We start from the raw sequence: 23726 nt of genomic DNA, 5'->3' as shown, positions 1-23726 counted from the left end.
CCTGTCCCGCTACGAGCGCCGGGGCGGCACCGGCCTGCCGCTCGCAGCGGGGCAGGGCTAAGGGGTGGGGCGCAGGGCGAGGAGGGCGATGTCATCGGTGCCGTCGGTGACCAGCCCGCCGACCAGTTCGTCGCAGAAGACGTCGAGGGGCGCGCGGGCCAGCGCCGCGGTGTGCTGGCGGAGCCGGGTCTGGCCGTGGGAGAGGGATTCTCCATGGCGCTCGATCAAGCCGTCGGTGAACAGCAACAGGGTGGAGTGGGCCGGTAGCGGATCGCGGCCGGTCGGACGCGGCAACTCGGGATTCATGCCGAGCAGCAGCCCCCCTCCGCCGCCTTCGAGATATCGGGTGTCGCCCTCGCGGGTGGTCAGCAGGGGCGGCAGGTGTCCGGCCGAAGCGTGCTCCAACCACCAGGGGCCTTGCTCCTCCCCCTTGATCAGGGCGTAGATGCAGGTGGCTGTGGCGTTCTGGTACAGCGTGTGATTGGCCATGTCCAGTCGGCGCAGAACGTCACCCGGGGGCTCCTGACGGTCGACGGCGATACCGCGCAGCATATGGCGCAGGGCGCTCATCGCGACGGCCGCTTGCAGGTCATGGCCGGTGACGTCGCCGATCACCAGCACGGTGTCGCCCTTGGGGAGGACGAAGCAGTCGTACCAGTCGCCCCCGACCTGTGCGGTGGTGCGCGAGGGAGCGTAGCGGGCGGCCATCTGGAGGTGGCCGATCTCCGGGAGCGCGGGCAGCAGGGCGCGCTGGAAACGTTCGGCGATGTGCTGGGTCTCCTGATGGAGCCGTGCGTTGTCCACCTGGATCGCCAGGCCACGGACCAGGTCTTCGACCAGGGGGACGTCTTCTTCCGTGAACGGATGGCACGGATCGGTGCGGGAGACGGTCAGGGCGCCGAGAACCTCCCGGCGGGCCCGCAACGGGGAGACGATCGCGCTACGCGCCTCCAATTGATGGAAAAGCTCCAGCTGGCGGGCGTGGAGCGGGTTCACGGCCTGGCTCGGCGGGGGAATGTCGGTGAGCAGCAGCGGCCCGGCGCCCCGCAGCACCCGTGGCAGCGGGCCCACGGCGTCCTCCGGCACCGGCGGGAGCCGGCCTTCGTATCTTCCCGGAGGCAGCACCTCGGGGGTACGGTGCACGACGCTCACACGGTCCAGACGGCCCGGCTCGCGGAGCAGGTCCACCACGCACCAGTCGCCCAGCCGCCTGGTCAGGATCCGGCACACCCGCCGCAACCCCTCGGACAGGTCCAGCGTGCTGGCCAGCGCGGCCCACGCCTCTGTCAGCAGAGCCAGCCGCTCCATCCGCGTCGTGTCGGCTTTGCGCTCCTTCACCCTTTCATCTTGCCGTGTCCCGGCCGTGAAGGCCCCAGCACCGCCGGGTGCCCATGGCCGCCGTGATGATTCGTGCGGATCCGCGCACATCATGGAAGGCGCCCGCGGGCGCGGCGGCGAACCTTGTCAAGATTTGCGGGCGGGCGCCGCACCGACCCAGCGGTGATAGGCGTCTACGTCGACGTTGCTGCCGCACACGATGGTGACGATGTGCCGGCCGGCGAAGCGGTCAGGGTCTTCGAGGAGCGCCGCGATGCCCAGCGCGGCCGACGGTTCGACGATGAGACCGGCATGGTCGAGGAGCATCCGCATACCGGCCGTGATCGACGACTCCTGGACCAGGACGGCGTCGTCAGCGACCAGGAGAAGGTCGTCCAGGACGGCCGGGATGGGACGCCGGCCGGCCACGCCGTCAGCGATGGTGTTGGTCGAGTCGGTGGTGACGACGCGCCGTTGGTGCCACGAGCGTGTCATCGCCGGGGCGCCCAGCGGCTGGACGCAGATCACCTCGACTTCGGGCGCCCACGCCTTCACCACATGACCCACACCGGTGGCCAGCGCTCCGCCGCCGAGGGCGATCAGGACGGTGTCGAACGACGGCGTGGTGTCCACCAGTTCCAGGCCGATGGTCGCCGCGCCCTCGCAGGTCTCGATGTCCAGGCTGTCCTCGAGAAGCCGGATGCCGTCGTACCGCGCGATGGCCGCCGCCCGCTCGCGAGCCATCTCGTGGTCGCCGTCGACCAGTTCCAGCCTGGCGTCCAGTGCGCGGATGCGATCGAGCTTGGCCGCGGTCGCGAAGCGGGACGCCACGACGGTGACGTCGAGCCCCCGGCCGCGACCGGACCAGGCGAGGGCTTGGCCGAGGTTGCCCGCACTGGCGCAGACCACGGCTCGCGAGCCACTGTCGGCGAGGAGGCTCGCGACCACCTCGGTGCCGCGGGCCTTGAAGCTGCGGACCGGGTTCGCCGTTTCGAGCTTGATGCTCACCGTGCACCCGAGGGCGGGCTCCAGCGCCTCGCAGCGGTACAGCGGAGTGTCGAGAAAAACCGGGTCGATCACGCGGCGAGCCGCCCGGATCCGAGCAGTGTCGAGGCGCGTCTCCCGCATGACACAGCACTGTAGCGCCGAAGGTGCCTCTGACGTTCCTCGGACCACATCCAGTGCTCGCACCACATCGCACACGCGCACAACGGCCCCTCGCGGGTACTCGCCACTGATGGTGTTCAAGACCCCTCCGGGTGTGTACGCGCCGCAGGACGACACATGGCTGCTGGCCGGCGCCCTGCTGCGGGAGAACATCGGGGCCGATACGGCGGTTCTCGACGTGGGGACGGGCAGCGGGGCCCTGGCCCTCGTCGCGGCTGGGCGCGGTGCGGCCCAGGTGACCGCCGTCGATGTCTCACCGCTCGCCGTGAGCGCCACCTGGCTGCGGGCCCGTCTCAAAGGGCTCACGGTGCGTGTTCTCCAGGGCGATCTGCTGACACCGGTCGCGGACCGCAGGTTCGATCTCATCGTCACCAACCCGCCCTATGTGCCGATGGCGGAGCGACGGCTCCGGCGGGGCCGCGGTGTGGCCTGGCAGGCCGGTGCCGACGGGCGGGCGCTGCTCGATCGGATCTGCCGCGACGCGCCACCGCTGCTGCGCCCCGGCGGTGCGCTGCTCCTGGTCCATTCGGGGCTGTGCGGCGCGGATCGTACGGTGGAGCAGTTGACGGGGGCCGGGCTGCGGGCGGCGGTGACCGACCGCCGCACGATCCCCTTCGGGCCGGTGCTGCGCGAGCAGACGCCCTGGCTGGAGTCCCATGGGCTGATCGCCCCGGGCGAGACGGAGGAAGAGCTGGTGGTGATCCGTGCCGAACGACGAACATGATCGCGCGGTGAGGGTGCGGCTGGGGACCGACGGCCCGATGCTGATCGAGGGACCGGTCGAGATCACCCTCCCCGATGGCGGCGTGGTCCGCTCCGACCGCTTCATGGTGGCCGTGTGCCAGTGCGGCCGCAGCGCCCGCTACCCGTGGTGCGACACCAGCCACCGCCGCGTACCACCGAGGTCACGGCGCGGATCGGGCGCGGCGTAGAAGAAGCGCGGCATGGCGTAGCAGAACGGCGGTACGACGACGTAGCAGAACGGCGGTACGGCCTATCGGGACCCGGTACGCGAGGCCCGGGACCCGGGTCGGCCGAGGCACGCTCGGCCTCGGCGCGACGGGTCAGGTGGTGGCCAGCAACAGGTCTTCCCCGCTCGACGGACGGAGGCCATCGGCGCGACCGGCGAAGTAGCGCTCGGCGTGCGAAGCGCCGGACACATGCCGGACGTCCTTGAAGCCCGCTTCGCGGGCCAGCGCCAGCATGTCCTGCGGGGCGTAGAAGCTGATGAACGGTGTTCCGGCCGCTTGCGCGCCTTCCTTGCTCTTCCGGAGCCCGGGACGATCGGCGTCGTCGAGGAGTTCGGCCGGCAGCAGGAAGGTCATGGCGAGCGTCGAGCCGGGCGCGAGCCCCGCGATCTGGCGCAGGGTGGCCGCGGTGGCGTCCTCGGTGAGGTACATGGTGACCCCGGTGGAGACGATGACCGCCGGTTGGGCGGGGTCGAATCCGGCGGCGGTCAGCCGCTCCAGCCAGGACTCGCTCGCCTCGAAGTCGACCGGCACCAGGTGCAGCCACTCGGGGATGCCGTAGCCGAGTTCGACCAGGCGGTGGCGCTTCCATGCCTGGGGGCCGGGCTGGTCGACCTCGAAGATCCGCAGCCGGGAGGCGATCTCCGGCCTGCGCTGGGCGAAGGTGTCCATACCGGCCCCCAGGATGACGTACTGGGTGACGCCGCGGTCGGCCTGCTCGGCGACCAGGTCCTCGATGAAGCGGGCACGGGCCACGACGGCCGCCCGGAACCCACGGGTGGTGTCCGGGTCCATGTCGGGGCGGCCGCGCCAGTCGTCGTCGGGCGCCGCCAGCCGCAGTCCGATCTCGTCCTGGAGCACATGTGGCGGCGGGTCGACCTGGACGTGCATCGCCCGCCAGAGGGCGACTCGCACCGCGGTGCTGTCCGGTGTGCTGGTCTGCTCGTCCGCCATGCTGGTCCCTCTCGTCGCGGTCAATTCTTCACGGGGCCGCATCCGCCACCGGCTTCATTGAACCGTACGATTTCCTCGATCGTCCGCTGGAGCTTCGGCTCATCAGGGTCGGATACGATCGCCTGCCCCACGCGGCCGTACGGACCGACCGGCGCATCGGGCGACGAAGCATATTGGATCTCATCGAAACGGAAGTTGCGCTCGAAGTCCTCCTGGGTCACATTGCCGACTTTCGGACGGCGTAGAAGGATGTACCCGTAGAAGCGTTCGGGGGCGCCGCCGTTCAGCGTCCGGGGCACCTCTTCCCCGAGCGCCAGGCTGATTTCGACGTCAAAGAGATCGACGCCGAATGTCAGCCTGTTGACCTGAGGGGAGAGGGCGCCCGGGAGACGGATGGCGCACTCGCCGAAGGTGAGTCCCGTGTCTTCCGTGAACGCTTCCAGATGGAATACGCAATCAGGGGCGTCAAGGCTTGCGAGTGCCTGTCCGGCGAGCGTCTCCGCCTGCTGGAACAGTGCTTCATACCGCCTTCTGTCCAATATATGGGCGGCCAGAACGCCGCCCTGTACGGCACTCAGCGGTGAAATATGGTTGCGGCTCATGGACGACCATTGCAGCTCGCCGCTCTGCCAGATGCCGTCCATATAGACTTCCGAGGCGTCTATGAAGGACTCGGCGACGATCTCGACATCCGACAGCCCTGTGAACAGCTTCAAGGCTCGTCCATAGTCTTCCGGAGACCGGATGATGTTCGTACGGAGAGCGCCGGCTCCGGTGGCCGGCTTGACCACGAAGACATCCCCCAGCTCGTCGGCGAGATCCGTGAACGACGTACCCCTGGGTACGTATCGGCAGCGCGCTCGCTTGATATGAGGCGGCAACTTGCTCTTCTGTAGACACTTGTCCCGGAAGTGGAGAGTGGTCTTTGAATCCGTATTGCCGGGAAGGTTCAGCTGCTGCCGCAGATAGGCGGCCCCGAATACGCCCATTTCATGAACGGTCAGCACTCCCGCTATATCGTCGAGACGCGCGGACAGCACCGCCCGCAGGATTTCCTGGGCGTTCTCCATGTCCGTGACACACCTGAAGCCCCGGCCCTTCGGCGTGCGCACCGGCGGCTGCACGATATAGAAGGGCTCCAGGCCCCGGCGCTCCAGCGCCTCGTCCAGCCCGTCCCGGTATCCGATGACGATCATCGTTGGCATTCTTTTATCCCCCGATTGCGGTCGGCCAAAACCTTGAAGCGGTAATGTGTCATACCGCCGCCCGACGCCAATACGGTGGCATCCTTCCACAGGAATAGAGAGTTGTTGCCTGTGATGTGGGTCACGGCAAAATCTTTGCGATGTCAGCGGCATGGATTGCCCGTCCCTTTTTCGCTCCTCGGTGAATGGCCGCGCCCGGGGCGCCGTGTGCCCGATCGGTGGCGGCGATCGGTCGCGTGGCCCACTGGCCCGGCATACGCGCCGCGACGTCATCGCGGCAAGGGTGACGCCCGGCGTATACGATTCGTGGCAATCAGTCCGCTATGCGGTTATTTGTGGAGTGGTGTCATGGAGGGCATTGCCGATATGGGCGGCACCCCGGGATGGGGCGCCGTTCATCCACCGAGACATGATGAGCCGGTCTTCGACGAGCCCTGGCAGGGACGTGCCTTCGCGCTGGCGATTCTCTCCGGCCGCGTCGCGTGCGGCGGAGCCAATACGGATGCCTTCCGGCACGCGCTGGAGCGTCTGGACCGGGCGGCCTACCTGGACGACGGCTACTTCGGGCGCTGGCTCAACGGCGGGGAGCTGATGCTCACCGACAGCGCCATCCTGGCGCCCGGGGCGGTCGACGCCCGCGCCCGCAATCTGCGGGGCGAACACGTGGCGGAGCCGCCGATCCCCGAGCCCGCGGTACCCGACTACACGCCTACCGCCGAGGGATCGCTGCGTTCCGTGGACACCGCGCCGGCCTTCGCCGTCGGCCGTCGCGTACGGGCCAGGGCCATGTCGGTGCCCGGGCACACCCGGCTGCCGGGCTACGTACGGGGACACATCGGAATTGTGGAGGCCGTGCGGCCCGCTTCCGTGCTGCCGGACACCAACGCCCACTTCCAGGGCGAGAACCCGCAACACGTCTACTCCGTGCGATTCGCCTCGCGCGAGCTGTGGGGCGCCGACGCCGAACCCTTCGCGCTCACCGTTGAGCTGTTCGAGAGCTACCTGGAGCCCACCCCATGACCATCACCGATGGCGGCCCCGAGGAGACCCTTCCCGTGGCCCTGCGCACCGAGGCGCTCGAGCAACTGCTCACCGAACGCGGCCTGATCGACCCGAAGGCGCTGGATAAGATCATCACCACCTACGAGACGAACGTGGGCCCGCTCAACGGGGCCAAGGTCGTCGCCAGGGCCTGGACCGACCCGGAGTACCGGCGGCGGCTGCTCGACGATGGCACGGCGGCCATCAAGGAACTCGGCTTCTCGGGGCCGCAGGGCGAGCACATCGTCGTCGTGGAGAACACCGCGACCACTCACCATGTGGTGGTGTGCACCCTGTGCTCGTGCTACCCGTGGCCGGTGCTCGGGCTGCCACCGAGCTGGTACAAGGACCCCGCCTACCGCGCACGTGTGGTGAAGGAGCCCCGCACGGTGCTGTCCGAGATGGGACTCGAACTCGACGACGACGTGGAGATCACCGTCCACGACTCCACCAGCGAGGTGCGCTGGCTGGTGCTGCCCGAACGTCCGGCCGGCACCCAGCACCTGACCGAAGAGCGGCTGGTGCCACTGGTGACCCGGGACGCGATGGTCGGCGTGGCCAAGGTGGTGGCGCCGTGACCGCGCCGCTGGACGTGGCGGGCCCCGTCGCACCACCGCGCTCCAACGGCGAGTTGGTGTTCGCCGAGCCCTGGGAGAGCCGCGCCTTCGGCATGGCCGTCGGCCTCTACGAGGCGGGGGCGTTCACCTGGCCGCGGTTCCAGGCCGCGCTGATCGCCCGGATCGCGGCCTGGGAGAGCGCTCCGCCACCCGACGAGCCCTATCGCTACTACGCGCTCTGGCTGGCCGCCCTGGAGGACGTGCTCGTCGGTCTGCGCGCCGTGTCCACCGATGAAGTCAGCGCACGCACCCATGCCTTGGCGCGACGTTCCCCGGGCCACGACCACCGGGACGGCCATGACCACGGCCATGACCACGGCCACGACCACGAGCACCGACCCGTGCACTGACCCCGGACGCCCCCGGTCAGGCATGGTGTCCGGACTCCGCCCGGTGTCCGGCGGAGTCCGGGTCGAGACCGGCGTAGGCGACAGGATCAGATTGCCGCCGAGCGCCACACCGATCATGCCGGTGGCGATGGTGGCGAGATGCGCGTCCTCGGCGAGCTGCTCCAGCAGCAGGGCCGCCTCGCGCGGAGCGTCGGTGGCCGCCGTGATCACCTGCTTGGCGACCGACACGGCGAACGGCGGCTGCGCCGCCAGCTCCGCGGCGATCTCCACCGCCTTCTCCCGCACCGCGCCCGCTTCGGCGAGCTCCCCGATCAGCCCCCAGGGAGTAGCCCGACAGGGCCGCCACCGTGGGCTGGGGCGACCTCGTCCCCACGGCGGCGGCCCAAACCCAACTGACCCCTTGAACCGTGCGGGCGCGGAGTGTGTACGGCCGCGATTCCAAGGCGCTTTTGCTGGTCCGTATCCTCACACCGCGTTGATCAGGTCGTGGGTGAGGTGGTGCAGGCGCAGTGCGTCGGCCTGGTCGAATGCCGGGCCTTTCAAGGGCAGTCGGCGTGTGGTGCGGTAGGCGCTGAAGCGGTCGCCCGGCGGTTCGTCCAGGAGGCGGGCCATCGGTGTGACGGCCTTGGGCACGGAAGTGGCGAGCAGGGTGAAGGATGCCTTGGTGAGGGTGCGGAGCGGTTGTGGGAGGTGGTCGGGCATGCCGGTCGACACCATGCCCGGGTTGTAGCCGACGTAGCGGATCGGGGTGTCGGCGTGCAGTGCGGCGAAGGCCACGCCGAGCAGGTCGTTGGCGCGGAAGGACTGCAACGTGGCCTTGAAGCCGCTGTAGCGGCGCGCCAGTTGGGGATCGTCCCAGTGGATCCGGCCCAACGGGACACCGGGGGTCGCCACGTTCATGATGACCGGCTGTGGCGCGGATTCCAGTGCCGTGCGCAGGCCGTGGCCGAGGACGTAGCGGCTCAAGTACGCGAGGGCGAAGCTGTGCTCGAACCCCTCGCGGGTGACGGTACGGGAGCCGAAGAGCCGGTATCGCTGGGCGCACAGGATGAGTTTGTCCACCGAGGAGCAGGCGCTCTCCACCGTGGCGACCAGGTCCCTGGTCGCCGCGACCGACGTCAGATCGGCTTGCAGGAAGACCGCGCGGCCGGCGGCCGAGATGGTCGCCGCCTGGGCCAGAAGTGCCTCGCCCTTGGCGGGTGTGCTGCCCACGGCGAGCACACGCGCTCCTCGGTGCAGGTAGTGCAGTGCGAGCCCTTTTCCGAGCCCGTCGGTTCCTCCGGTGATGACCACAGTCTGCATCCCTGGCCCTTTCCAGAACCATGATCCGGATATCTGGTATCCGCTTCTTCGGGGACAGGACCGTAGCATGAAACGGATATGCTGTATCCGGTTATGGATCGGTCGTGTCATCGGAAGGGCAGTCCATGGGCGGACAGAGGGGCGGCGGGGAACCTGCCGCGGCGGGGGCGCGTCCGCTGAGGCGGGATGCCGAACTCAATCGTCAGCGCATCCTCCGGGCCGGGCGCGAGGTCTTCGCCGCACGCGGACTTCAGGCCACACTCAACGATGTCGCGCACCATGCCGGGCTCGGAGTCGGCACCGTCTACCGGAAATTCCCCGACAAGCGGGCGCTCGCCGAGGCCGTCTTCACCGAAGAGCTGGACGAGATCGCGGCGATGGCGCGAAAGGCGCTGGCCGAGGACGACGGCTTCGCGGCGCTTGCCGGCTTCCTCGAGAGAGCCCTGGGGCTGGCCGCGCACAACCGTGGGCTGCGCGAGTTGATGCGCCATGGCGCGGTCGAGGGCACCGGCCTCGCTCGGGCGCGGCGGCAGGTCGCATCCCACTGTGAGGCTCTGGTGGCACGGGCCCGCGCCCAAGGCGCATTGCGGGACGGGGTCACCGAGACCGATATCGCGCCGATCGCCGCAATGATCGACGCCGTCATGGCTCTGCCGGGCGAACGCCCCTCCGAGCTGTGGCGACGCTATCTGGCGATCATTCTCGACGGGCTCCGCGCCCAGCGGTGCCAGACTTCACTGCCCAGCGCTGGCCGGACATCCGGACATGAAGTGGCCCTCACCGACGGGGGATGCGGTGAGGGCCACTCATAGTGTGGCACGACATAGGTCCGGAATCGCACCTTCCGAGCAACACAGTCGCATATATCTACAACCGGAACTCGACGGCCCGCACGAGCGAGGCGGTCCGGGCGTTGTGAGGCCGTCGTGACGGCCGTCGTAACGGCCTTCGTCGGCGGCCGGGATCAGGGGGGGCGACGGCTTGGATCAGGAGGAGGAGCTTCGTGCCATGGCGGCGGGGTCGGCGATGCGGTCGAAATCCTCCGCGCTGACAAAACCCGAGGCCAGCGCGGCCTCGCGCAGCGTGGTGCCCTCCTCGTCGGCCTTGTGCGCGATGGTCGAGGCTCTGTCGTAGCCGATGGCCGGGGAGAGCGCGGTGACCAGCATCAGGGACCGGTTGACGTAATCGTCGATCTGGTCGCGGTTGAGCTCGGCGCCCTCGATGCAGTACTCGCGCAGCTTGTCGCAGGCGTCGGCCAGGATGGTGGCCGCGTGCAGGAAGTTGTTGATGATGACCGGGCGCATGGCGTTGAGCTCGAAATTGCCCTGTGAACCGGCGAAGGCGATGGCCTGGTCCTCGGACAGCACCTGGATGCAGACCATGACCATGGCCTCGCACTGGGTCGGGTTGACCTTGCCCGGCATGATCGAGGATCCCGGCTCGTTCGCCGGGAGGTCCAGTTCGCCCAGGCCGCAGCGGGGCCCCGAGGCCAGCCACCGGATGTCATTGGCGATCTTCATCAGCGGCACGGCGAGGGCCCGCAGCCCGGCCGAGGCGTCGACCATGGCGTCCAGACCGCCTTGGGCCGCGAACTTGTTGTCGGCGGTGGTGAACGGATAGCCGGTCGCCGCGGCGATCTCGGCGGCGATCCGCTCGCCGTACTCCGGTGGCGCGTTCAGCCCCGTGCCGACCGCCGTACCGCCCGCGGCGAGCTCATGCAGCCCTTCCGCGCACCGGGCCACCCGGCCGGCTCCCTGGGCCAGTTGGTGGGCGTAGCCGGACCACTGCTGTCCGACCGTGAGCGGGACCGCGTCCTCCAGATGGGTGCGGCCGATCTTCACCACGTCGTGCCACTGGTCCACCTTGGCCTCGATCGCCCGCCGAAGCGCCCGCACGCTGGGCAGCAGACGTTCGTGGACCGTCTGGACCGCGGCGATGTGCATGGCGGTGGGGAAGGTGTCGTTCGAGGACTGCCCCATATTGACGTGGTCGTTGGGGTGGATGGGTGTCTTGCTGCCCAACTCGCCGCCGACCAGCTGGATCGCGCGGTTGCTGATCACCTCGTTGGTGTTCATGTTGGACTGCGTCCCGGACCCGGTCTGCCATACGTACAGCGGGAAGTGATCGTCCAGCTTGCCCGCGATGACCTCGTCGGCCACCTTTCCGATCAGCTCCGCCTTCCAGGCCGGCAGCCGCCCGGCCCGCCCGTTGACGATCGCGGCGGCCTTCTTGACGTGCCCGTAGGCGTGGTAGACGGCCTTGGGCATCCGGTCGTCCCCGATGGAGAAGTGGATCAGGGACCGCTGTGTCTGCGCACCCCAGTACCGGTCCGCCGGGACGTCGATGGCGCCCATCGAGTCGGTCTCCCGGCGGGTGCCGGTCGTGTGCAGGCCGATGGGCAGGTCGAGGATCTCCGGGGCGCCGTCGCCCCCGCCAGAGGCGGGCTGCCGCGCGGTCATCACGCCGCTCCGCCGACGTAGACCGGCTCCCACATGGCCTGGTGGACGGCCTGGGCGGGATCGGCCGACGTGCTGGTGGCGACCCCCTCGCCGACCGCCGCCTTGACCACGGCGGCCGCGGTGACCTCCGAGGACTCCCGCAGGCTCGCCACCGGCGGCAGCAGGGAAGCGCCCGGTTGTGTGAGATCGACCTGGTCGGCCACCGCTTGAGCTGCCGCGAGCAGCATGGCCGCGGTCACCGTCGACGCTCCGGAGACGATCGTGCCCAGGCCCAGCCCGGGGTACAGCAGCGCGTTGTTGGCCTGTGCGATCCGGTACGTCACCCCGTCGTACTCCACGGGCGGGACGGGGATGCCGGTCGCTATCAGGGCCTTGCCCTTCGACCAGGCGATGATGTCGGCGGGCATGGCCTCGATGCGCGAGTTCGGGTTGGAGAGCGGGAAGACGATCGGGCGCTCGGTGCCCGCGGCCATGGCCTCGATCACCTGGCGGGTGAACGCCCCGTGCACGGTGGAGGTGCCCAGCAGGATCGTCGGCTCGACCTGGCGCACCGTCTCCAGCAGCGAGATCGCGCCGCCGTCGCCCGCCCAGCCGGCGACCTCCGCCGGGTCGCGCAGATAGGGCCGCTGGAAGTCCCGCAGATCGGGCATGCCACGGGTGAGCAGGCCCTGCCGGTCGATCAGCCAGACCTGTGCGGTGGCCTGCTGGGGGCTCGCCCCGTCGCGGATCATGGCATCGCGGAGCTGGTCGGCGATGCCCACCCCGGCGGTGCCCGCGCCGAAGACCACGAGTTTCTGGTCGCGCATCGGCACACCGCTGACCTTGACCGCCGACAGGGCCGCGGCCAGGGTGATCGCACCGGTGCCCTGCATATCGTCGTTGAAGATCCGGTAGGTGCCGCCGTACGTCTCCAGGATCCGCCGGGCGTTGCTGGGCCCGAAGTCCTCGAAGTGCAACAGCGCGCGCGGGAACATCGACGAGGCCGTCCGCAGATACTTCTCGATGAACGCGTCGTAGTCGGCACCGCGGACCCGGCGGTGCCGGTTGCCCAGGTACAGCGGGTCCTTCAGCAGTGACTCACGGTCCGTTCCCACATCCAGCGACACGGCGATGACACGGTGTGGATCGATACCGGCCGCCGCGGTGTAGACCGCCAGTTTGCCGACCGAGATCTGGATCCCGCCGACGCCCCAGTCCCCGATGCCCAGGATCTGCTCGGCGTCGGTGCACACGATCAGATCCACGTCCTCGGGCCCGAGCTGAAGCGTGGCGAAAGCCTTCTCCATGGCGTCCGCCTGGTCGATCGAGAGGAAGACGCCCCGGGGGCGGCGGTACTCATGGGAGTACTTCTCGATCGCCTCGCCCACCGTGGGGTCGTACACGATCGGCAACAGCTCCACGAGATGCTCGCCGAGTATTTTGTAGTAGAGGGTCTCGTTGCGGTCGTGCAGTTGCTCCAGATACACGTTCTTCGCCAAGTCGCTGCCCTGAGCCTCCAACTGCTGATAGGCGCGCTGCGCCTGCTGCTCCAGCGTCAGCACCCGGGACGGCAGCCGCCCGGTCAGGCCCAACTCGTCCCGCTCCGGCTGCGTGAACGCCGCGCCATGGTTGAGGAGTGGATCCACCAGGGCGCCTGGAGTGGCGGGAGTCGGTGCGGTGCTGTTGGCCATGATGCTCTCCCCATGTGCGGATTCATGCGTGTGCCGCCCGGCGAGCCCGGACCATAAGAGTCCGGGCCGGATGAGCCCGGACCAGGAGAGCCCGCGACGCTATCCCCACCGTGCGCACATCGCGTCCGCTTCCGCTCGTTGACCTTGGGCGGTCGAATTGCTCCGGTATGCGGTGCATGCAATGCCTGTATCGGGGCATTACGTCATGTCGCAGACATACCTCGACGAAGGGCGTGTCATGAAGTTCGCGGTCATGGGCGGTACCGGGCTGATCGGGTCGCAGGTCGTCAAGAATCTGAACGCCGCCGGACATGAGGCGGTACCGCACTCGCAGTCCACCGGAGTCGACGTCATCAGCGGCCAGGGAGTGGACGAGGCGGTGGCGGGGGCCGATGTCGTCGTCAATCTGACGAACTCCCCGACCTTCGACGAAGCCTCCCCGGCCTTCTTCCAGACCTCGATGGACAACCTCCTGGCCGCGGCCCAGAAGGCCGGGGTCGGCCACTTCGTGATCCTCTCGATCGTCGGCGTGGACCAGGTGCCCGAGCTGGACTACTACCGGGCCAAGACGCTCCAGGAGGAGATCCTCGCCGCCGGGCCGATCCCCTACTCGATCGTCCGGGCGACGCAGTTCATGGAATTCATGGAGTCGGTCCTGTCCTGGACCGCCGACAGTGACACCGTCCGGCTGCCCGCCACGCCGATCCAGCCCATCGCCGCCAAGGATGTGGCCGCCGCGGTGGCGGAGGTCGCCGCGGGCACCCCGCTGCGTGGCATTCGCAATATCGCGGGCCCCGAGATCTTCCCCCTGGACGAACTGGGCCGGATCACCCTGTCCCACAAGGGCGATGACCGCCCCGTCGTCATCGACCCCACCGCCGGTATGTTCGCCGCCGTCAAGGGTGACGTCCTCACCGACATGGACGCCCACCTCGCCGCCACCCGCTACGCCGACTGGCTCTCCTGAACCCCCCGCACCCTCCTCACGCTATGGCGTGAAGGGCCCGTGGTCGACGAAACGGTGGAGCTGCCGGGCGAAAGCCCGAGCCTCGCCGGGTGGCCAGGCGGCGAGGGAGTCCTCGATATGCGCGGCGAGGCGCTGCCGGGTGGTTTCGACCGCCTGCCGCCCGGCTTCGGTCAGGGTGAGCAGGGTGGCGCGCCGGTCGCCGGGGTCGGGTTCCCGGCTGAGCAGGCCGGCTTCCTCCAGGCGGGTCGCGCGGCGGGTGACGCCGGAGCGGTCCAGGCCGATCTCGTCGGCGAGGCCCGCGGCGCTACGCGGCCCGGTGCGGGCGAGTCCGCTGAGAACGGGGTAGGTGACCTCGTCCACGGCCTCGCCCAGGCCCTCGGTCAGGCGTCGGTGGATCTGCTCACGGGTGCTGCGCTTGAGCAGCGTTCCCAGCGCGTCGGCGATCTCGTGTCCCACATCGTTCGGCATGACACCAAGATTAGCGTGCGCGGGGCACGCAATATGCGGTACGGTGCGGATGCGTGCTCGACGCACGCGGTTTTCCGCTTCCGATACCGAAGGGCACCCTCATGGCCACCTCCGCCCCCGCCGCTCGCACCAACATCGCCGCCGCCCTCACCGATCTGCTCCTCACGCCCGGCCTCGAACTGACCGAGGCCGTCGACCGGCACTTCGCTCCCGACTACCGTCAGCGCACCGACGGCCGCTGGGACGACCGAGGTGAGTTCATGGCCCACATCGCACATCTGCGCACGATCGTCGCCAGTGGCTCGGTCCAGGTCCTCGACGAACTCGCCCAGGGCGACCGCTACGCGGACCGTCACATCATCGACGTCGCCAAGACCGACGGCTCCACCGTGCGTACGGAGGTCTACCTCTTCGGTGAGTTCGCCCCCGACGGGCGCTTCCGCCGTATCGAGGAGACCACCCTCATGATCGAGGGCGCCGACGCCGACCGGAACCTCGGCAGCGCTCGCTGACGCCGCGCGGCTGCTGACATCCCCTGGCGGGACCGCGTGTTCCGGCTTCTCGCCCGGGATGATGTGATCCCATCCGGCGGTCGCTCCTGACGGCTCTACTTGGACTCGACTCGTCCGAGCGGGTCGGGACCGGCCGTCAGTGCCTCGCACGCCGTCTGCCAAGCGGAATCCCCCGGGGAGAGCTGTGTGCGGAGGTAGGCGCAGGTGAGCCGCTGGACCACGGACACCCGCTCGGGGTTCTCGTCCGTCGTCTCGGCGACGTCATATCCCGAGACCCCGCCGAGCCCGTGCTCCGCGTCGAACAGGGTGAGCAGCGACTTGGGGCCGGGGGAGAGGGTGTACGGATCGGTGTGCCATTCCGCGCCCCGAACCGTCAGACCGGGCGAGGCGTCCTTGTCGCCGGCGACCACGAGCGTGGGCGTCGTCATCTTGGAGAAGTCCGTGGTCAGGAAGAAGGGGAAGTTCTGGGCCGTGGACTCGGTGAGGGCGTCGCCGCCCCTGCCGGGCGCGGCGAGCAGTACACCCGCCGTGATCCGGGGCTCGACCAGGTCCACTTCCGTACCGTCCGCCGGATCGGTGAGCCGGGCGCCCAGCAGCAGGCTCGCGGTGTGCCCGCCCATCGAATGCCCGGCCACGGCGACCTTGCCGCGGTCCACGCGCCCGAGGAGCTGCGGCACGGCGGCCTCGATCACATCGAGCTGGTCGAGGATGCGCTTCATGTCCTCGGCCCGCGACCGCCAGTGCAGGGGCGCCCCGGGGGTAGCGGGGTCCAGGCTCAGCGTCCTCGAGCTGAGATGGGTGGGCTGGATCACCACGAAGCCGTGCGCCGCCCAGAAGTTGGCGAGCGGCGCGTATCCGTTCAGGGAGGAGAGGTGGTTCGAGTAGCCCTGGCCGTGCGAGAGAAGGATGACCGGCAGGTCGCTCCCGGTCACCGGTGCGGAGACTCGCAGCTGGAGGTCCACGGCCCGGTCGGGAGCCGGCAGTACGACCGGGCTGACCGAGAGGACGGGGGCGGGTGGGCCGGAGATATCGGCTGTGTAAGTGGATTCACTCATGTTGTGCGAAATTTCCCTTCAGGGGCATTGTTTGCCACGCCGAAAGCGGATCATCGTTCCGATTAAGATGCGGAGCGTGGTTCCGCTTTGTCAACGGCCGCCCCTGGGAAGGGGAGTACGGTGCCGGGTCGCCCCGGGGGCAGGCCGTGCGGCCCGCCCCCGGGGCGCCAACGCCCGTCAGACCCGGCGCGCGGCGACGCAGCGGGCGTGGGCCGCCAGCAGGGTCGGCATCGCGAGCCGCGGCCCGTCCGGATCCTTTGCCGCGTCGTCCCAGCGGCGCAGCGCGACCGCGTCCGCGGCCAGCGGATGCGCCGCGAACTCCGCCACCTCGCGCTCGTCCATCGGGCCGCCCTGGACCTTGAGGGACGCGACCGACGCCGGGCTGAGCAGGGCGTGGTACGCGGGATCGGTCGCCACCAGATAGCGCTTGGCCGGTACGTGCCGGGCGATGACCCACGCCGCCCGTTCGCCCACCCGGCGCCGGGCGAACTCGGCGCCCGCCACCTCGTGCGGCAGGCCGGGGTGTTCGGCCCGGACCGGCCGGGCCCGGCCGATGTCGTGCAGCGCCGCGGCCACCACCAGTTCGTCGTCCGCGCCCGCGTCCATCGCCAGCCAGGCCGTCTGGAGCGCGTGCGTCCGCTGGTCGACGGGCTCCCCGCCGTACGGCAGGCCCGCGAGGCCGTCGACGAGTGCGGTCAGTTCCTCGCCCGTGAGCGGGGTGGGGGTGGTCATCGGTCCTCCGTTCCGCGGATGGTGTCCGCGAGTTCCTCCGCCAGCCGCGGGGTGGCCGCGACCACGCCCGACCAGCGGCGGGTGAGGTCGGGGTCGATCTCCAGCGGGCGGCCGTGCACATCGATCACCGCGCCGCCCGCCGCCGGGACCGTCACCATCGCGGCCGCCAGGTCCACGATCCGGTGGGTGTCGGAACCCGCGTCGGCGAACGCGTCCGTGGAGCCCTCGGCCACCAGCACCGCTTCCAGGCAACTCGTGGACAGGATGCGGATCCTGGCCGCCCGCGTCGCCACCCGCCACCACGCGTCGGCGATACGGGCCTGCGGCCGCAGCAGACTCACCGCGGCGCCGTCCAGCTCCGTACGGCCGTTGGTGCGGTATGGCGAGGGCTGCCCTGCCACCGTGTGCCAGCAGCGCCCGGTGTCCAGCCAGCAGGTCAGCGCCTCCTTGGGCACGCCGTCCACCGCGATGACGCCCGCGAACGCGGACAGGGGGACACCGGAGGCGGCGTTCGCCGTGCCGTCCACCGGGTCGGTGACCAGCGTGACGGCGGACCCGTTGTCGATGCTGCCCAGCTCCTCGCTGAGCAGATTGACCCGGTGCGCGTTCACGACCTCGGCGATCGCGGTGTCCACCAGGATGTCGAGGCGCATCGTGGGCGTACCGTCCGCGCCGACCCGCACCTTCTCGGCCAGCTGGGCCCGGTCGTACCTCTCGCGCGCGGCGCGGAACGCGTCCACGGCGGCCCGGGTCGCCGCGGCCAGCGCCGGGTGGACACCGGAGGGCAGCAGCGGTTCGGGCACCGGCCACAGGATCCGGCCGCTCATGCCGCCTCACCCCCCGAGCCCGCGCGCAGCACGGCCGCCACGACCGGCCAGGGACGGCCCGGTTCGGCCAGCACCAGATCGGCCCGCAGGCCCGCCTCGAGCCGGCCGCGGTCGTGGAGACCGGCGACGTACGCGGCGCCGCCGGTGACCAGGCCGACCGCCGCGGGCAGCGTCGTCAGCCCCTCCTCGGCGAGCAGCAGCGCCGCCCCGAGCAGCCCCGACGGCAGATAGTCGGAGGCGAGCGCGGTGACCAGGCCACGGCCGACCAGCTCACGGCCGGAGGCGTTGCCGTTGTGCGAGTGGCCGCGCAGGACGTTCGGCGCGCCCATCACGACCGGCATGGCGTGCTCGCGTGCGGACTTCGCGGCCTCCGCCGTCGTGGGGAACTCCGCGACCGCGCCGCCCCGGTCGCACAGCTCCTCGACCTCTTCCGGCGAGCCGGGGTCATGGCCGAGCAGCCGGATCCGGCCCGCCCGGGCCTGCTCGCCCAGCCAGTCCAGCGCCTCCTCGCGGACGTCGAGCCGGCCGTCCCGGTCCTCGATCAGCCGGTCGACGTAGGCGCGCGCCTCCTCCTCGGTGACCCCGCGGGTACCCATCAGATACCGCTCGTAGTAGCCGCGGTCCGCGTACTGCCCCTGGCCCGGGGTGTGGTCCTCGTGCGACACCAGGAGCGGGCCGCCAGCGGTGCCACCGATCTCCTCCAGCCGCTGCCGCAGCCCGGCCAGCCCCTCCGGACAGCGGACGTCCAGCCGGTGCAGGATCCGGTGGTCCACCAGACCGTCGTCGCCGCGGCTCGCCACGGCCGCGCAGATCCGCCGCGCGTTCTCCAGGGTGCGGCGCATCCCGCGGCCGCCGCTCTCCTCGAACGCCGCGCCGTGGAACGCGGTGGTGACACCGGCCGCGCGCAGCTTGCCCTCGAAGGACAACAGCGCGAATTCCAGGGGCAGTTCGGCCCCGGGCCGGGGCAGCTGCTCCTTCTCGAGACCGTCGCTGTGCACATCCACCAGACCGGGCAGACACAGCATGCCCTGTCCGTCGACGTCGGCCTCCACACCGGCCGGGTGGGGTTCGACCGCCGCGATCCTGCCGTCCCGGACCGCGACCAGCGCGTCGTCCAGCACCTGATCCGGCAGCACCGCCCGTACGTGCCCCAGCACGTAGTCCGAGGGCGGGCCGCCCAGTGTCCAGCCCTGGGCCGGCGCCTCGGCCGGCCCCCCGCTCACCAGACCCGTGCTCATGCCGCTGCCTCCAGCATCTGATCCGGTGCGCCCTGCCGGGCGATCCGGCCGTCCCCGACGAACACCACCCGGGACGCCAGCCGCCGGATGGCGTCCATGTCGTGGAAGACGGCGAGGACGGCCACGCCCTGCCCCGCCAGTGAGTCGATCAGCTCCAGCGCGGCCTCCCGATTGGCCGGGTCCAGCGCGGAGACCGGCTCGTCGAGCAGCAGCAGCCGGGGCGGCTGTACCGTTCCCGCGGCGAGGTTCACCCGCTGGCGCTCACCGCCGGAGAGGACACCGCAGTCCACGTCCCACAGCGCCTCGTCGAGGTTCAGCCGGCGCAGCGCGGCCACGGCGGCCTCCCTCGCCGCGCCACGGTCGAGCCCGCGCCGCCGGGCGGTCGCGGCCACCACCTCCAGCGGGCCGGTGCGCGGCGGGGCGGCCAGGAACTGCGAGACATAGCCGAACTGGCGGCCGCGCAGCCGGGCCATCTCCCGGTCGGGCAGGGTGGTCAGCTCGACCGTCCCGGCCGCCGTGCGCAGCCGGACGGAACCGGAGTCCGGCAGATAGGTGCGGTACACACAGCGCAGCAGCGAGGACTTGCCCGCACCGCTGGGGCCGGCGAGGGCCACGTGTTCGCCGGTGTGCACATCGAGGTCGACACCGCGCAGCGACGGGACGGTCCGCCCGTCGATGCTGTGCAGGGTGAAGGACTTGTACAGGGCGCGTACGGAGAGGACGGCGTCCTGGGTCTCGGACGGGGGGTGTGATGTGTTCACCGGGCTCACCTCCGGGCCGCGGCGACGAGCCGCTGGGTGTAGGGGTGGTGGGGGTCGTGGAAGAGCTGGTCGGTCAGGCCGTGTTCGACGACCCGGCCCGTCTGCATGACCAGCGTGCGGTCGGTCAGCGCCTCGATCACGGAGAAGTCGTGGCTGACGACCACGGCGGCGACGTCCCGCTCGGAGAGCAGGCTCCGCAGCAGATCGAGCACACCGGCGGCGACGGAGGCGTCGAGACCGGTGGTGGGCTCGTCGAGCAGCAGTACCGGCGGTTCGGTGGCCAGGGCCTTGGCGATCTGCACACGCTGCCGCATACCGCCGGAGAAGGTGTGCACCGGGTCGTCCATGCGGGACAGCGGCACCTCGACCCGGTCCAGCAGCTCCGCCGCGCGGCGCCGGATGGCGTGATAGCCGCGCCAGCCCGCCGCGGTCAGCCGCTCGGCGATGTTGCCTCCGGCGGAGACACGCAGGTCGAGCCCGGCGGCCGGGTCCTGGTAGACCACGGCCATCGAGTCGATCCGCAGCCGCCGCCGTACGGCCGCGGGCAGTGCGAGCACTTCGGACCCGCCGCCGTCCACCGAGGCCAGGTGCACCTGCCCGGCGGTGGCCGGTTCGTCGCCGACGACACAGCGCAGCACGGTGGACTTGCCGGAGCCCGACTCGCCGATCAGGCCCAGGGCCTCGCCCGGCGCCACGTCGAAGGAGACGTCCCAGGCGGCCACCACCGCACCGGTGGCCGGGCTGATCGCGGTGCCGTGCTCGGGACCCGTGCCGGGTACGGCCGAGGCACCGCCCGCGCCGTGCACCTTGCCGATGCCGTCGACGCGCAGGGCCCAGTCGGGGCCACCGGTCCTCGCCCTACGGGCGGGTGCGGGCGTGTCGTCCGCCGCGGCGGCAGGGGCCACGGGCGTGTCGCGGCGTCCCGCGCGGGCCCGCGGATCGGGCAGCAGGGCCAGTGGCGCGCGCTCCCGGTGGGCGGCGGTGTCGGCGTCCCCCGCCTGGACCCGGGCGCACCACTCGGTGTCGCTGCACGCGTAGGCGCCCTCGGTGCCCGCGTTGACGAGGAAGACGTCGTCGCCGCCGCAGAACGTGCAGCGCGCGCCCGGCTCGTGCTCGACCTCGAACGGCACGTCGTCGAAGGTGAGGGGGCGGACATCGGTGTGCGGGGGCACCGCGTAGAGCCGCTTCTCGCGGCCCGCGCCGAAGAGGTTGAGGTGCTCGGCCTGGTGGAGCCGGGGCACGTCCCAGCGCGGAATGGGGCTGGTCGCCATCACATAGCGGCCGCCGACCAGCACCGGGTAGCCGGTGCTCGCGGTGATCATGCCATTGCGGACGATGTCCTCGTAGAGGCTCACCCACATCGCGGCGTAGTCGCCCTCGGCGTGCATCCGGGCGCATTCGGCCACCGACTTCTGCACACCGCGCAGCGGCTCGGGCACCGGCACCTGGTAGACCAGCACATGGTGGGCGCCCAGGGCCTCCTCGGGGATGCGGTGGCGGGTCTGTACGACCGTGGCCTCCCGGGTGTCGGCGGATTCGCCGCACCCGGTGGTCCGCGCGATCATCCGGCGCAGATTGGTGGCGTTGACCCCGGCGTCATCGCCCTGGTCGATCACCTTCACCGTGTCGCCCGCGCCGATCACCCCCAGGGTGACCTGCAACCCGCCCGAGCCCCAGCCGCGCGCCACGGGCATCTCCCGGGAGCCGAACGGGACTTGGTAGCCGGGTACGCAGACCGCGGCGAGCGCGGCCCGGCGGATCTCCCGCTTGGCGTCCTCGTCGAGGATCCCGGCGGGCGGGCTGCCCGCCTGCGCGTCGGCCACGAGCGTGTCGATCCCGGACGCCCGCGGGGTGTCGTACGCGGTGCTCATCGGCAGTCCTTTCCGGCGGGCTCGGCGGCCCGTACGGGCGGTTCCTCTCCCGCCTCGGCGGCGGCCCGCATGGCTTGCTTGCGCTCGGCCATCGAGCGGAAGGTGACGTAGTGGGGGAGCTTCAGGTGCTCCAGGAAGCCGCCCGAGTCGAGTCCGTCGATGGTGAGCAGCAGCAGTTGCTCCAGCGGCCCGTTGCGCCCGAAGCGGCGGTTGGCGATGTCCAGGTTGGCCATGGCGATCGCCTTGCGCTCGTTGTGCCCGAAGCACAGGCCGTAGCCGATGTCGAACCGCGTACGGTCCTCGTCCGCGCCGTCCAGGTCCTCGATGGCCTCGGCCTCGGTGACCCGGAACTCGCCGACGGTGACGGGGTTTCCCGTGTGCGGGTGGCGGACCCGCAGCGGCAGCCTGCCGTGCCGCAGATCGCCCAGGGTGATCTCGTGCACATCGCCGTCCGGCCCGAGGATCGAGCGGTACCACAGCGCCACCAGCGCACCGGACTCGGCGCGGGCCATGGCGGCCAGGACGGCGGACCGGTCGGCGGGCGGCCGGGCGGGCTTGCGGGTGATGTCGTGCGGCTCCGGATCGTCCGCGGTCCGTCCCTCCGCGACCAGGTCCAGCTTCCGGAGGAGGTCCAGGAACCGGCGGGGGTTGCGCTGCTCCTCGGTGCGCTCCGTGCCGTTCCCGACAAGGGCGGTGTTCTCGTGCGGCGGCTCCGGCGGGCCCTCGGGCCGCTCCAGCAGCCGGCCGGTGTAGTCGGAGGTACGGCCGAGCAGCTGAGGCCCGTCCGGCTGGCGGAACGCCGGCACGATGCGGCGCAGTACGGTCATCTCGCCCGGGTCCACGGGTTCGCTGACCGCCAGCCGCGGCAGGGTGGACCGCTGCGCGCGCAGCAGGTGCGACGCCTCCAGGGTGTCGCCCTCGGCCTGCCGGAAGGCGTCGGCCGCGGTGGGCTCGTGGTACAGCCCGGCCTCGCCCATCACCCGGTCGACGGCCAGCCGGAAACGGGCGGCGATCTGCTCGGTGGACGCCCAGGGCGCGGACGCGTGGTCGCGCTTGCGGCGGACCAGGTCCTCGGCGGCGAGAATCGCCTCGAGTCCTCCACGTGCTCCCGAGTACCCCATCAGTCCTCCTCCTCGGCCATGGCACCGGTAGCGGTGCCGGCCACCGCGTCGGCCACGATCGTGATGGTCGTGCTGCGCGGCAGGCCCATGACGCGGCCGTCGGGCGTGGCGAGCAGCAGATCGGCCCCCGCGGGGAAGCCGGCGACGGCCTCGGCGCGCGCCGCCACGAACCCGTCCGGGACGCCCTGCGGTGCGACGTCCCGTTCGCCCGGCACACCGGGCCCGGAGAGCCGCCACACGGACGGCCCGCCCTCCAGCGCGGTCACCGGCAGGCACAGCACGGCGCCGTCCTCCGGCGCGTCGGCGGTGCCCCGGGGCAGCCGCAGGATCTCCTCGGCCGCGACGGGCCGTACGGCGGCGGCGAGCCGGGCCTTCTCCAGCGCCACCGCGGGGGCGTCGGTGGCCACGCTCACCACGTCGGACCAGCGCCGTGAGCCGTCCTCCTCCAGGACGTGGACACCGGTGCCCAGGTCCGCGAGCGCGAGGAGCGGCAGCAGCGCGGGCGGCACCGCGCCGGGGACGTCCGAGGGGAACCGCGCCACCGTGCCCGGCCGCGCCAGGGCGTCGAGCACGGCGCGGAAGACACCCTGAGCCTGGGCGGGGCGCAGCTTGGCCGCGGTCACCAGCTCCGCGGTGCCGGAGGCGCCCGCGGCGGGTGCCGGAACCATCTCCACGGCGGTCACGTCAGCTCCTCGAATTCGACGACGGTCGGGGCGAGCTCCGCCCACTCCTGGCTCTCCCGCAGCTCCCGGCGCCCCGCGACCCGCTCGCACAGCAGGTCGATGTCGGCGGCGCGGGGACGGCCCGAGTGCGCCTCGGCGTCGAGCACCGCGGCGGCCAGCACGGCCGCGCGGTCGTCCCCGAGGCGCATGGCCCAGCCGCGGTGGCCGGCCAGCTCCACCTCGGCCCGGCAGGCCAGCACGTCACCGAGCAGGAACCGCTGGTCCAGGACCGGCTCGCGGACCTGCGCGGTCACACAGCCGACCTCGGGTCCCACCAGCACCCGTACCCGCGCGCCGTCGGCGATGCAGGCGTCGGCCAGTTCGATCAGTTCGGCCCTCTCGGCCTCGGCCAGCAGGGCACAGCGATGCTCCCTGCTCATGACGTATGTCACTACTTCTCCT

25 protein-coding genes are annotated in these 23726 nt (G+C 71.0%); 8 read left to right on the top strand and 17 right to left on the bottom strand.

Annotated features, from left to right (window positions below):
• Window positions 1-57: 57 nt before the first annotated feature.
• On the bottom strand, window positions 58-1338 hold the full coding sequence (locus AB0E24_RS06850) for a PP2C family protein-serine/threonine phosphatase (protein ID WP_069862518.1): 1281 nt from the start codon (window positions 1336-1338) through the stop codon (window positions 58-60).
• A 126-nt stretch (window positions 1339-1464) separates the two neighbouring features.
• Window positions 1465-2445, bottom strand: coding sequence for a threonine ammonia-lyase (locus AB0E24_RS06845; RefSeq protein ID WP_069862520.1), 981 nt, complete (start codon window positions 2443-2445; stop codon window positions 1465-1467).
• A 109-nt stretch (window positions 2446-2554) separates the two neighbouring features.
• Between AB0E24_RS06845 and AB0E24_RS06840 the strand changes: the two genes are divergently transcribed.
• Together AB0E24_RS06840 and AB0E24_RS06835 are read left to right on the top strand one after the other, a co-directional pair.
• On the top strand, window positions 2555-3208 hold the full coding sequence (locus AB0E24_RS06840; protein WP_069862522.1) for a HemK2/MTQ2 family protein methyltransferase: 654 nt from the start codon (window positions 2555-2557) through the stop codon (window positions 3206-3208).
• A 7-nt stretch (window positions 3209-3215) separates the two neighbouring features.
• Window positions 3216-3416 carry a CDGSH iron-sulfur domain-containing protein gene (locus AB0E24_RS06835; protein WP_370685108.1) on the top strand — a complete coding sequence of 67 codons (201 nt, stop codon included), beginning with the start codon at window positions 3216-3218 and terminating at the stop codon, window positions 3414-3416.
• A gap of 132 nt (window positions 3417-3548) precedes the next feature.
• Here the strand turns inward: AB0E24_RS06835 and AB0E24_RS06830 are convergent, their stop codons facing one another.
• Both AB0E24_RS06830 and AB0E24_RS06825 read right to left on the bottom strand, forming a co-directional pair.
• On the bottom strand, window positions 3549-4406 hold the full coding sequence (locus tag AB0E24_RS06830) for a class I SAM-dependent methyltransferase (protein ID WP_359375168.1): 858 nt from the start codon (window positions 4404-4406) through the stop codon (window positions 3549-3551).
• A gap of 20 nt (window positions 4407-4426) precedes the next feature.
• Window positions 4427-5611: an ATP-grasp domain-containing protein gene (locus AB0E24_RS06825; RefSeq protein WP_359375166.1), complete on the bottom strand. Its 1185-nt coding sequence runs from the start codon at window positions 5609-5611 to the stop codon at window positions 4427-4429.
• A 348-nt stretch (window positions 5612-5959) separates the two neighbouring features.
• Between AB0E24_RS06825 and nthB the strand changes: the two genes are divergently transcribed.
• From nthB to AB0E24_RS06810, 3 genes are read left to right on the top strand one after another with little or no spacing between them, the layout of a single operon-like run.
• Window positions 5960-6631, top strand: coding sequence for a nitrile hydratase subunit beta (gene nthB / locus AB0E24_RS06820; protein WP_359375164.1), 672 nt, complete (start codon window positions 5960-5962; stop codon window positions 6629-6631).
• On the top strand, window positions 6628-7230 hold the full coding sequence (nthA, locus tag AB0E24_RS06815; protein WP_359375162.1) for a nitrile hydratase subunit alpha: 603 nt from the start codon (window positions 6628-6630) through the stop codon (window positions 7228-7230). Before nthB ends, nthA begins: the two co-directional genes overlap by 4 nt.
• Window positions 7227-7619 carry a nitrile hydratase accessory protein gene (locus tag AB0E24_RS06810; protein WP_206331276.1) on the top strand — a complete coding sequence of 131 codons (393 nt, stop codon included), beginning with the start codon at window positions 7227-7229 and terminating at the stop codon, window positions 7617-7619. Before nthA ends, AB0E24_RS06810 begins: the two co-directional genes overlap by 4 nt.
• Window positions 7620-8084: 465 nt before the next feature.
• Here AB0E24_RS06810 and AB0E24_RS06805 read toward each other — a convergent pair whose 3' ends face one another.
• Window positions 8085-8921 (bottom strand): SDR family NAD(P)-dependent oxidoreductase, encoded by an 837-nt coding sequence (locus AB0E24_RS06805; protein ID WP_359375159.1) that lies wholly within the window; start codon window positions 8919-8921, stop codon window positions 8085-8087.
• Between the two features lie 125 nt (window positions 8922-9046).
• On the opposite strand from AB0E24_RS06805, the gene AB0E24_RS06800 reads away from it, so the two are divergent.
• Window positions 9047-9733, top strand: a complete 687-nt coding sequence (locus tag AB0E24_RS06800) for a TetR/AcrR family transcriptional regulator (RefSeq protein ID WP_359375157.1) — start codon at window positions 9047-9049, stop codon at window positions 9731-9733.
• A 174-nt stretch (window positions 9734-9907) separates the two neighbouring features.
• On the opposite strand, the gene fumC is transcribed toward AB0E24_RS06800, so the two are convergent.
• Together fumC and AB0E24_RS06790 are read right to left on the bottom strand one after the other, a co-directional pair.
• The gene (gene fumC / locus AB0E24_RS06795) at window positions 9908-11380 is read right to left on the bottom strand and encodes a class II fumarate hydratase (protein WP_351381604.1); all 1473 of its coding nucleotides are present in this window, start codon (window positions 11378-11380) and stop codon (window positions 9908-9910) included.
• Window positions 11380-13050 carry an NAD-dependent malic enzyme gene (locus AB0E24_RS06790; RefSeq protein WP_069862552.1) on the bottom strand — a complete coding sequence of 557 codons (1671 nt, stop codon included), beginning with the start codon at window positions 13048-13050 and terminating at the stop codon, window positions 11380-11382. The genes fumC and AB0E24_RS06790 overlap by 1 nt, the downstream gene beginning before the upstream one ends.
• 238 nt (window positions 13051-13288) lie before the next feature.
• On the opposite strand from AB0E24_RS06790, the gene AB0E24_RS06785 reads away from it, so the two are divergent.
• Window positions 13289-14017, top strand: a complete 729-nt coding sequence (locus AB0E24_RS06785) for an SDR family oxidoreductase (protein WP_079256070.1) — start codon at window positions 13289-13291, stop codon at window positions 14015-14017.
• A 21-nt stretch (window positions 14018-14038) separates the two neighbouring features.
• On the opposite strand, the gene AB0E24_RS06780 is transcribed toward AB0E24_RS06785, so the two are convergent.
• A complete protein-coding gene (locus tag AB0E24_RS06780) occupies window positions 14039-14485 on the bottom strand; it encodes a MarR family winged helix-turn-helix transcriptional regulator (protein ID WP_093705647.1) in 447 nt (148 codons plus the stop codon).
• A 101-nt stretch (window positions 14486-14586) separates the two neighbouring features.
• Between AB0E24_RS06780 and AB0E24_RS06775 the strand changes: the two genes are divergently transcribed.
• Window positions 14587-14997: a nuclear transport factor 2 family protein gene (locus tag AB0E24_RS06775; RefSeq protein WP_174882380.1), complete on the top strand. Its 411-nt coding sequence runs from the start codon at window positions 14587-14589 to the stop codon at window positions 14995-14997.
• A gap of 95 nt (window positions 14998-15092) precedes the next feature.
• On the opposite strand, the gene AB0E24_RS06770 is transcribed toward AB0E24_RS06775, so the two are convergent.
• The 9 genes from AB0E24_RS06770 to AB0E24_RS06730 all read right to left on the bottom strand — a co-directional run bounded on the left by AB0E24_RS06770 (window position 15093) and on the right by AB0E24_RS06730 (window position 23704).
• Entirely contained in the window at window positions 15093-16052 is a 960-nt protein-coding gene (locus tag AB0E24_RS06770) for an alpha/beta hydrolase family protein (RefSeq protein WP_359375153.1), read from the bottom strand.
• Window positions 16053-16229: 177 nt separating this feature from the next.
• Window positions 16230-16784 carry an HD domain-containing protein gene (locus tag AB0E24_RS06765; RefSeq protein WP_069862562.1) on the bottom strand — a complete coding sequence of 185 codons (555 nt, stop codon included), beginning with the start codon at window positions 16782-16784 and terminating at the stop codon, window positions 16230-16232.
• The gene (locus tag AB0E24_RS06760) at window positions 16781-17611 is read right to left on the bottom strand and encodes an inositol monophosphatase family protein (protein WP_359375151.1); all 831 of its coding nucleotides are present in this window, start codon (window positions 17609-17611) and stop codon (window positions 16781-16783) included. Before AB0E24_RS06760 ends, AB0E24_RS06765 begins: the two co-directional genes overlap by 4 nt.
• A complete protein-coding gene (locus AB0E24_RS06755) occupies window positions 17608-18849 on the bottom strand; it encodes an alpha-D-ribose 1-methylphosphonate 5-triphosphate diphosphatase (protein ID WP_079256065.1) in 1242 nt (413 codons plus the stop codon). The genes AB0E24_RS06760 and AB0E24_RS06755 overlap by 4 nt, the downstream gene beginning before the upstream one ends.
• Window positions 18846-19610, bottom strand: a complete 765-nt coding sequence (locus AB0E24_RS06750; protein ID WP_359375150.1) for an ATP-binding cassette domain-containing protein — start codon at window positions 19608-19610, stop codon at window positions 18846-18848. Before AB0E24_RS06750 ends, AB0E24_RS06755 begins: the two co-directional genes overlap by 4 nt.
• A 5-nt stretch (window positions 19611-19615) precedes the next feature.
• Entirely contained in the window at window positions 19616-21481 is a 1866-nt protein-coding gene (locus AB0E24_RS06745) for an alpha-D-ribose 1-methylphosphonate 5-phosphate C-P-lyase PhnJ (protein ID WP_359375149.1), read from the bottom strand.
• Window positions 21478-22602, bottom strand: coding sequence for a carbon-phosphorus lyase complex subunit PhnI (locus AB0E24_RS06740; RefSeq protein WP_359375148.1), 1125 nt, complete (start codon window positions 22600-22602; stop codon window positions 21478-21480). The genes AB0E24_RS06745 and AB0E24_RS06740 overlap by 4 nt, the downstream gene beginning before the upstream one ends.
• Window positions 22602-23285, bottom strand: coding sequence for a phosphonate C-P lyase system protein PhnH (gene phnH / locus AB0E24_RS06735; RefSeq protein WP_359375147.1), 684 nt, complete (start codon window positions 23283-23285; stop codon window positions 22602-22604). The genes AB0E24_RS06740 and phnH overlap by 1 nt, the downstream gene beginning before the upstream one ends.
• A complete protein-coding gene (locus AB0E24_RS06730; protein ID WP_359375146.1) occupies window positions 23282-23704 on the bottom strand; it encodes a phosphonate C-P lyase system protein PhnG in 423 nt (140 codons plus the stop codon). The genes phnH and AB0E24_RS06730 overlap by 4 nt, the downstream gene beginning before the upstream one ends.
• Between the last annotated feature and the right edge of the window lie 22 nt (window positions 23705-23726).

Origin of the sequence: Streptomyces malaysiensis subsp. malaysiensis (assembly GCF_040653035.1) — a bacterium.
Classification (GTDB): domain Bacteria; phylum Actinomycetota; class Actinomycetes; order Streptomycetales; family Streptomycetaceae; genus Streptomyces; species Streptomyces malaysiensis.
The sequence above is the reverse complement of the archived record's forward strand: the minus strand, read 5'-3'. Positions and strand labels throughout refer to the sequence as shown.

Excerpts from the sequence above, each read along its gene's own strand:
- AB0E24_RS06845 (WP_069862520.1), bottom strand. The coding sequence starts at position 2,445 with ATGCGGGAGACGCGCCTCGACACTGCTCGGATCCGGGCGGCTCGCCGC.
- AB0E24_RS06840 (WP_069862522.1), top strand. The coding sequence starts at position 2,555 with ATGGTGTTCAAGACCCCTCCGGGTGTGTACGCGCCGCAGGACGACACA.
- AB0E24_RS06830 (WP_359375168.1), bottom strand. The coding sequence starts at position 4,406 with ATGGCGGACGAGCAGACCAGCACACCGGACAGCACCGCGGTGCGAGTC.
- AB0E24_RS06825 (WP_359375166.1), bottom strand. The coding sequence starts at position 5,611 with ATGCCAACGATGATCGTCATCGGATACCGGGACGGGCTGGACGAGGCG.
- nthB (WP_359375164.1), top strand. The coding sequence starts at position 5,960 with ATGGAGGGCATTGCCGATATGGGCGGCACCCCGGGATGGGGCGCCGTT.
- nthA (WP_359375162.1), top strand. The coding sequence starts at position 6,628 with ATGACCATCACCGATGGCGGCCCCGAGGAGACCCTTCCCGTGGCCCTG.
- AB0E24_RS06805 (WP_359375159.1), bottom strand. The coding sequence starts at position 8,921 with ATGCAGACTGTGGTCATCACCGGAGGAACCGACGGGCTCGGAAAAGGG.
- AB0E24_RS06800 (WP_359375157.1), top strand. The coding sequence starts at position 9,047 with ATGGGCGGACAGAGGGGCGGCGGGGAACCTGCCGCGGCGGGGGCGCGT.
- fumC (WP_351381604.1), bottom strand. The coding sequence starts at position 11,380 with ATGACCGCGCGGCAGCCCGCCTCTGGCGGGGGCGACGGCGCCCCGGAG.
- AB0E24_RS06790 (WP_069862552.1), bottom strand. The coding sequence starts at position 13,050 with ATGGCCAACAGCACCGCACCGACTCCCGCCACTCCAGGCGCCCTGGTG.
- AB0E24_RS06785 (WP_079256070.1), top strand. The coding sequence starts at position 13,289 with ATGAAGTTCGCGGTCATGGGCGGTACCGGGCTGATCGGGTCGCAGGTC.
- AB0E24_RS06780 (WP_093705647.1), bottom strand. The coding sequence starts at position 14,485 with ATGCCGAACGATGTGGGACACGAGATCGCCGACGCGCTGGGAACGCTG.
- AB0E24_RS06775 (WP_174882380.1), top strand. The coding sequence starts at position 14,587 with ATGGCCACCTCCGCCCCCGCCGCTCGCACCAACATCGCCGCCGCCCTC.
- AB0E24_RS06770 (WP_359375153.1), bottom strand. The coding sequence starts at position 16,052 with ATGAGTGAATCCACTTACACAGCCGATATCTCCGGCCCACCCGCCCCC.
- AB0E24_RS06765 (WP_069862562.1), bottom strand. The coding sequence starts at position 16,784 with ATGACCACCCCCACCCCGCTCACGGGCGAGGAACTGACCGCACTCGTC.
- AB0E24_RS06760 (WP_359375151.1), bottom strand. The coding sequence starts at position 17,611 with ATGAGCGGCCGGATCCTGTGGCCGGTGCCCGAACCGCTGCTGCCCTCC.
- AB0E24_RS06755 (WP_079256065.1), bottom strand. The coding sequence starts at position 18,849 with ATGAGCACGGGTCTGGTGAGCGGGGGGCCGGCCGAGGCGCCGGCCCAG.
- AB0E24_RS06745 (WP_359375149.1), bottom strand. The coding sequence starts at position 21,481 with ATGAGCACCGCGTACGACACCCCGCGGGCGTCCGGGATCGACACGCTC.
- AB0E24_RS06740 (WP_359375148.1), bottom strand. The coding sequence starts at position 22,602 with ATGGGGTACTCGGGAGCACGTGGAGGACTCGAGGCGATTCTCGCCGCC.
- AB0E24_RS06730 (WP_359375146.1), bottom strand. The coding sequence starts at position 23,704 with ATGAGCAGGGAGCATCGCTGTGCCCTGCTGGCCGAGGCCGAGAGGGCC.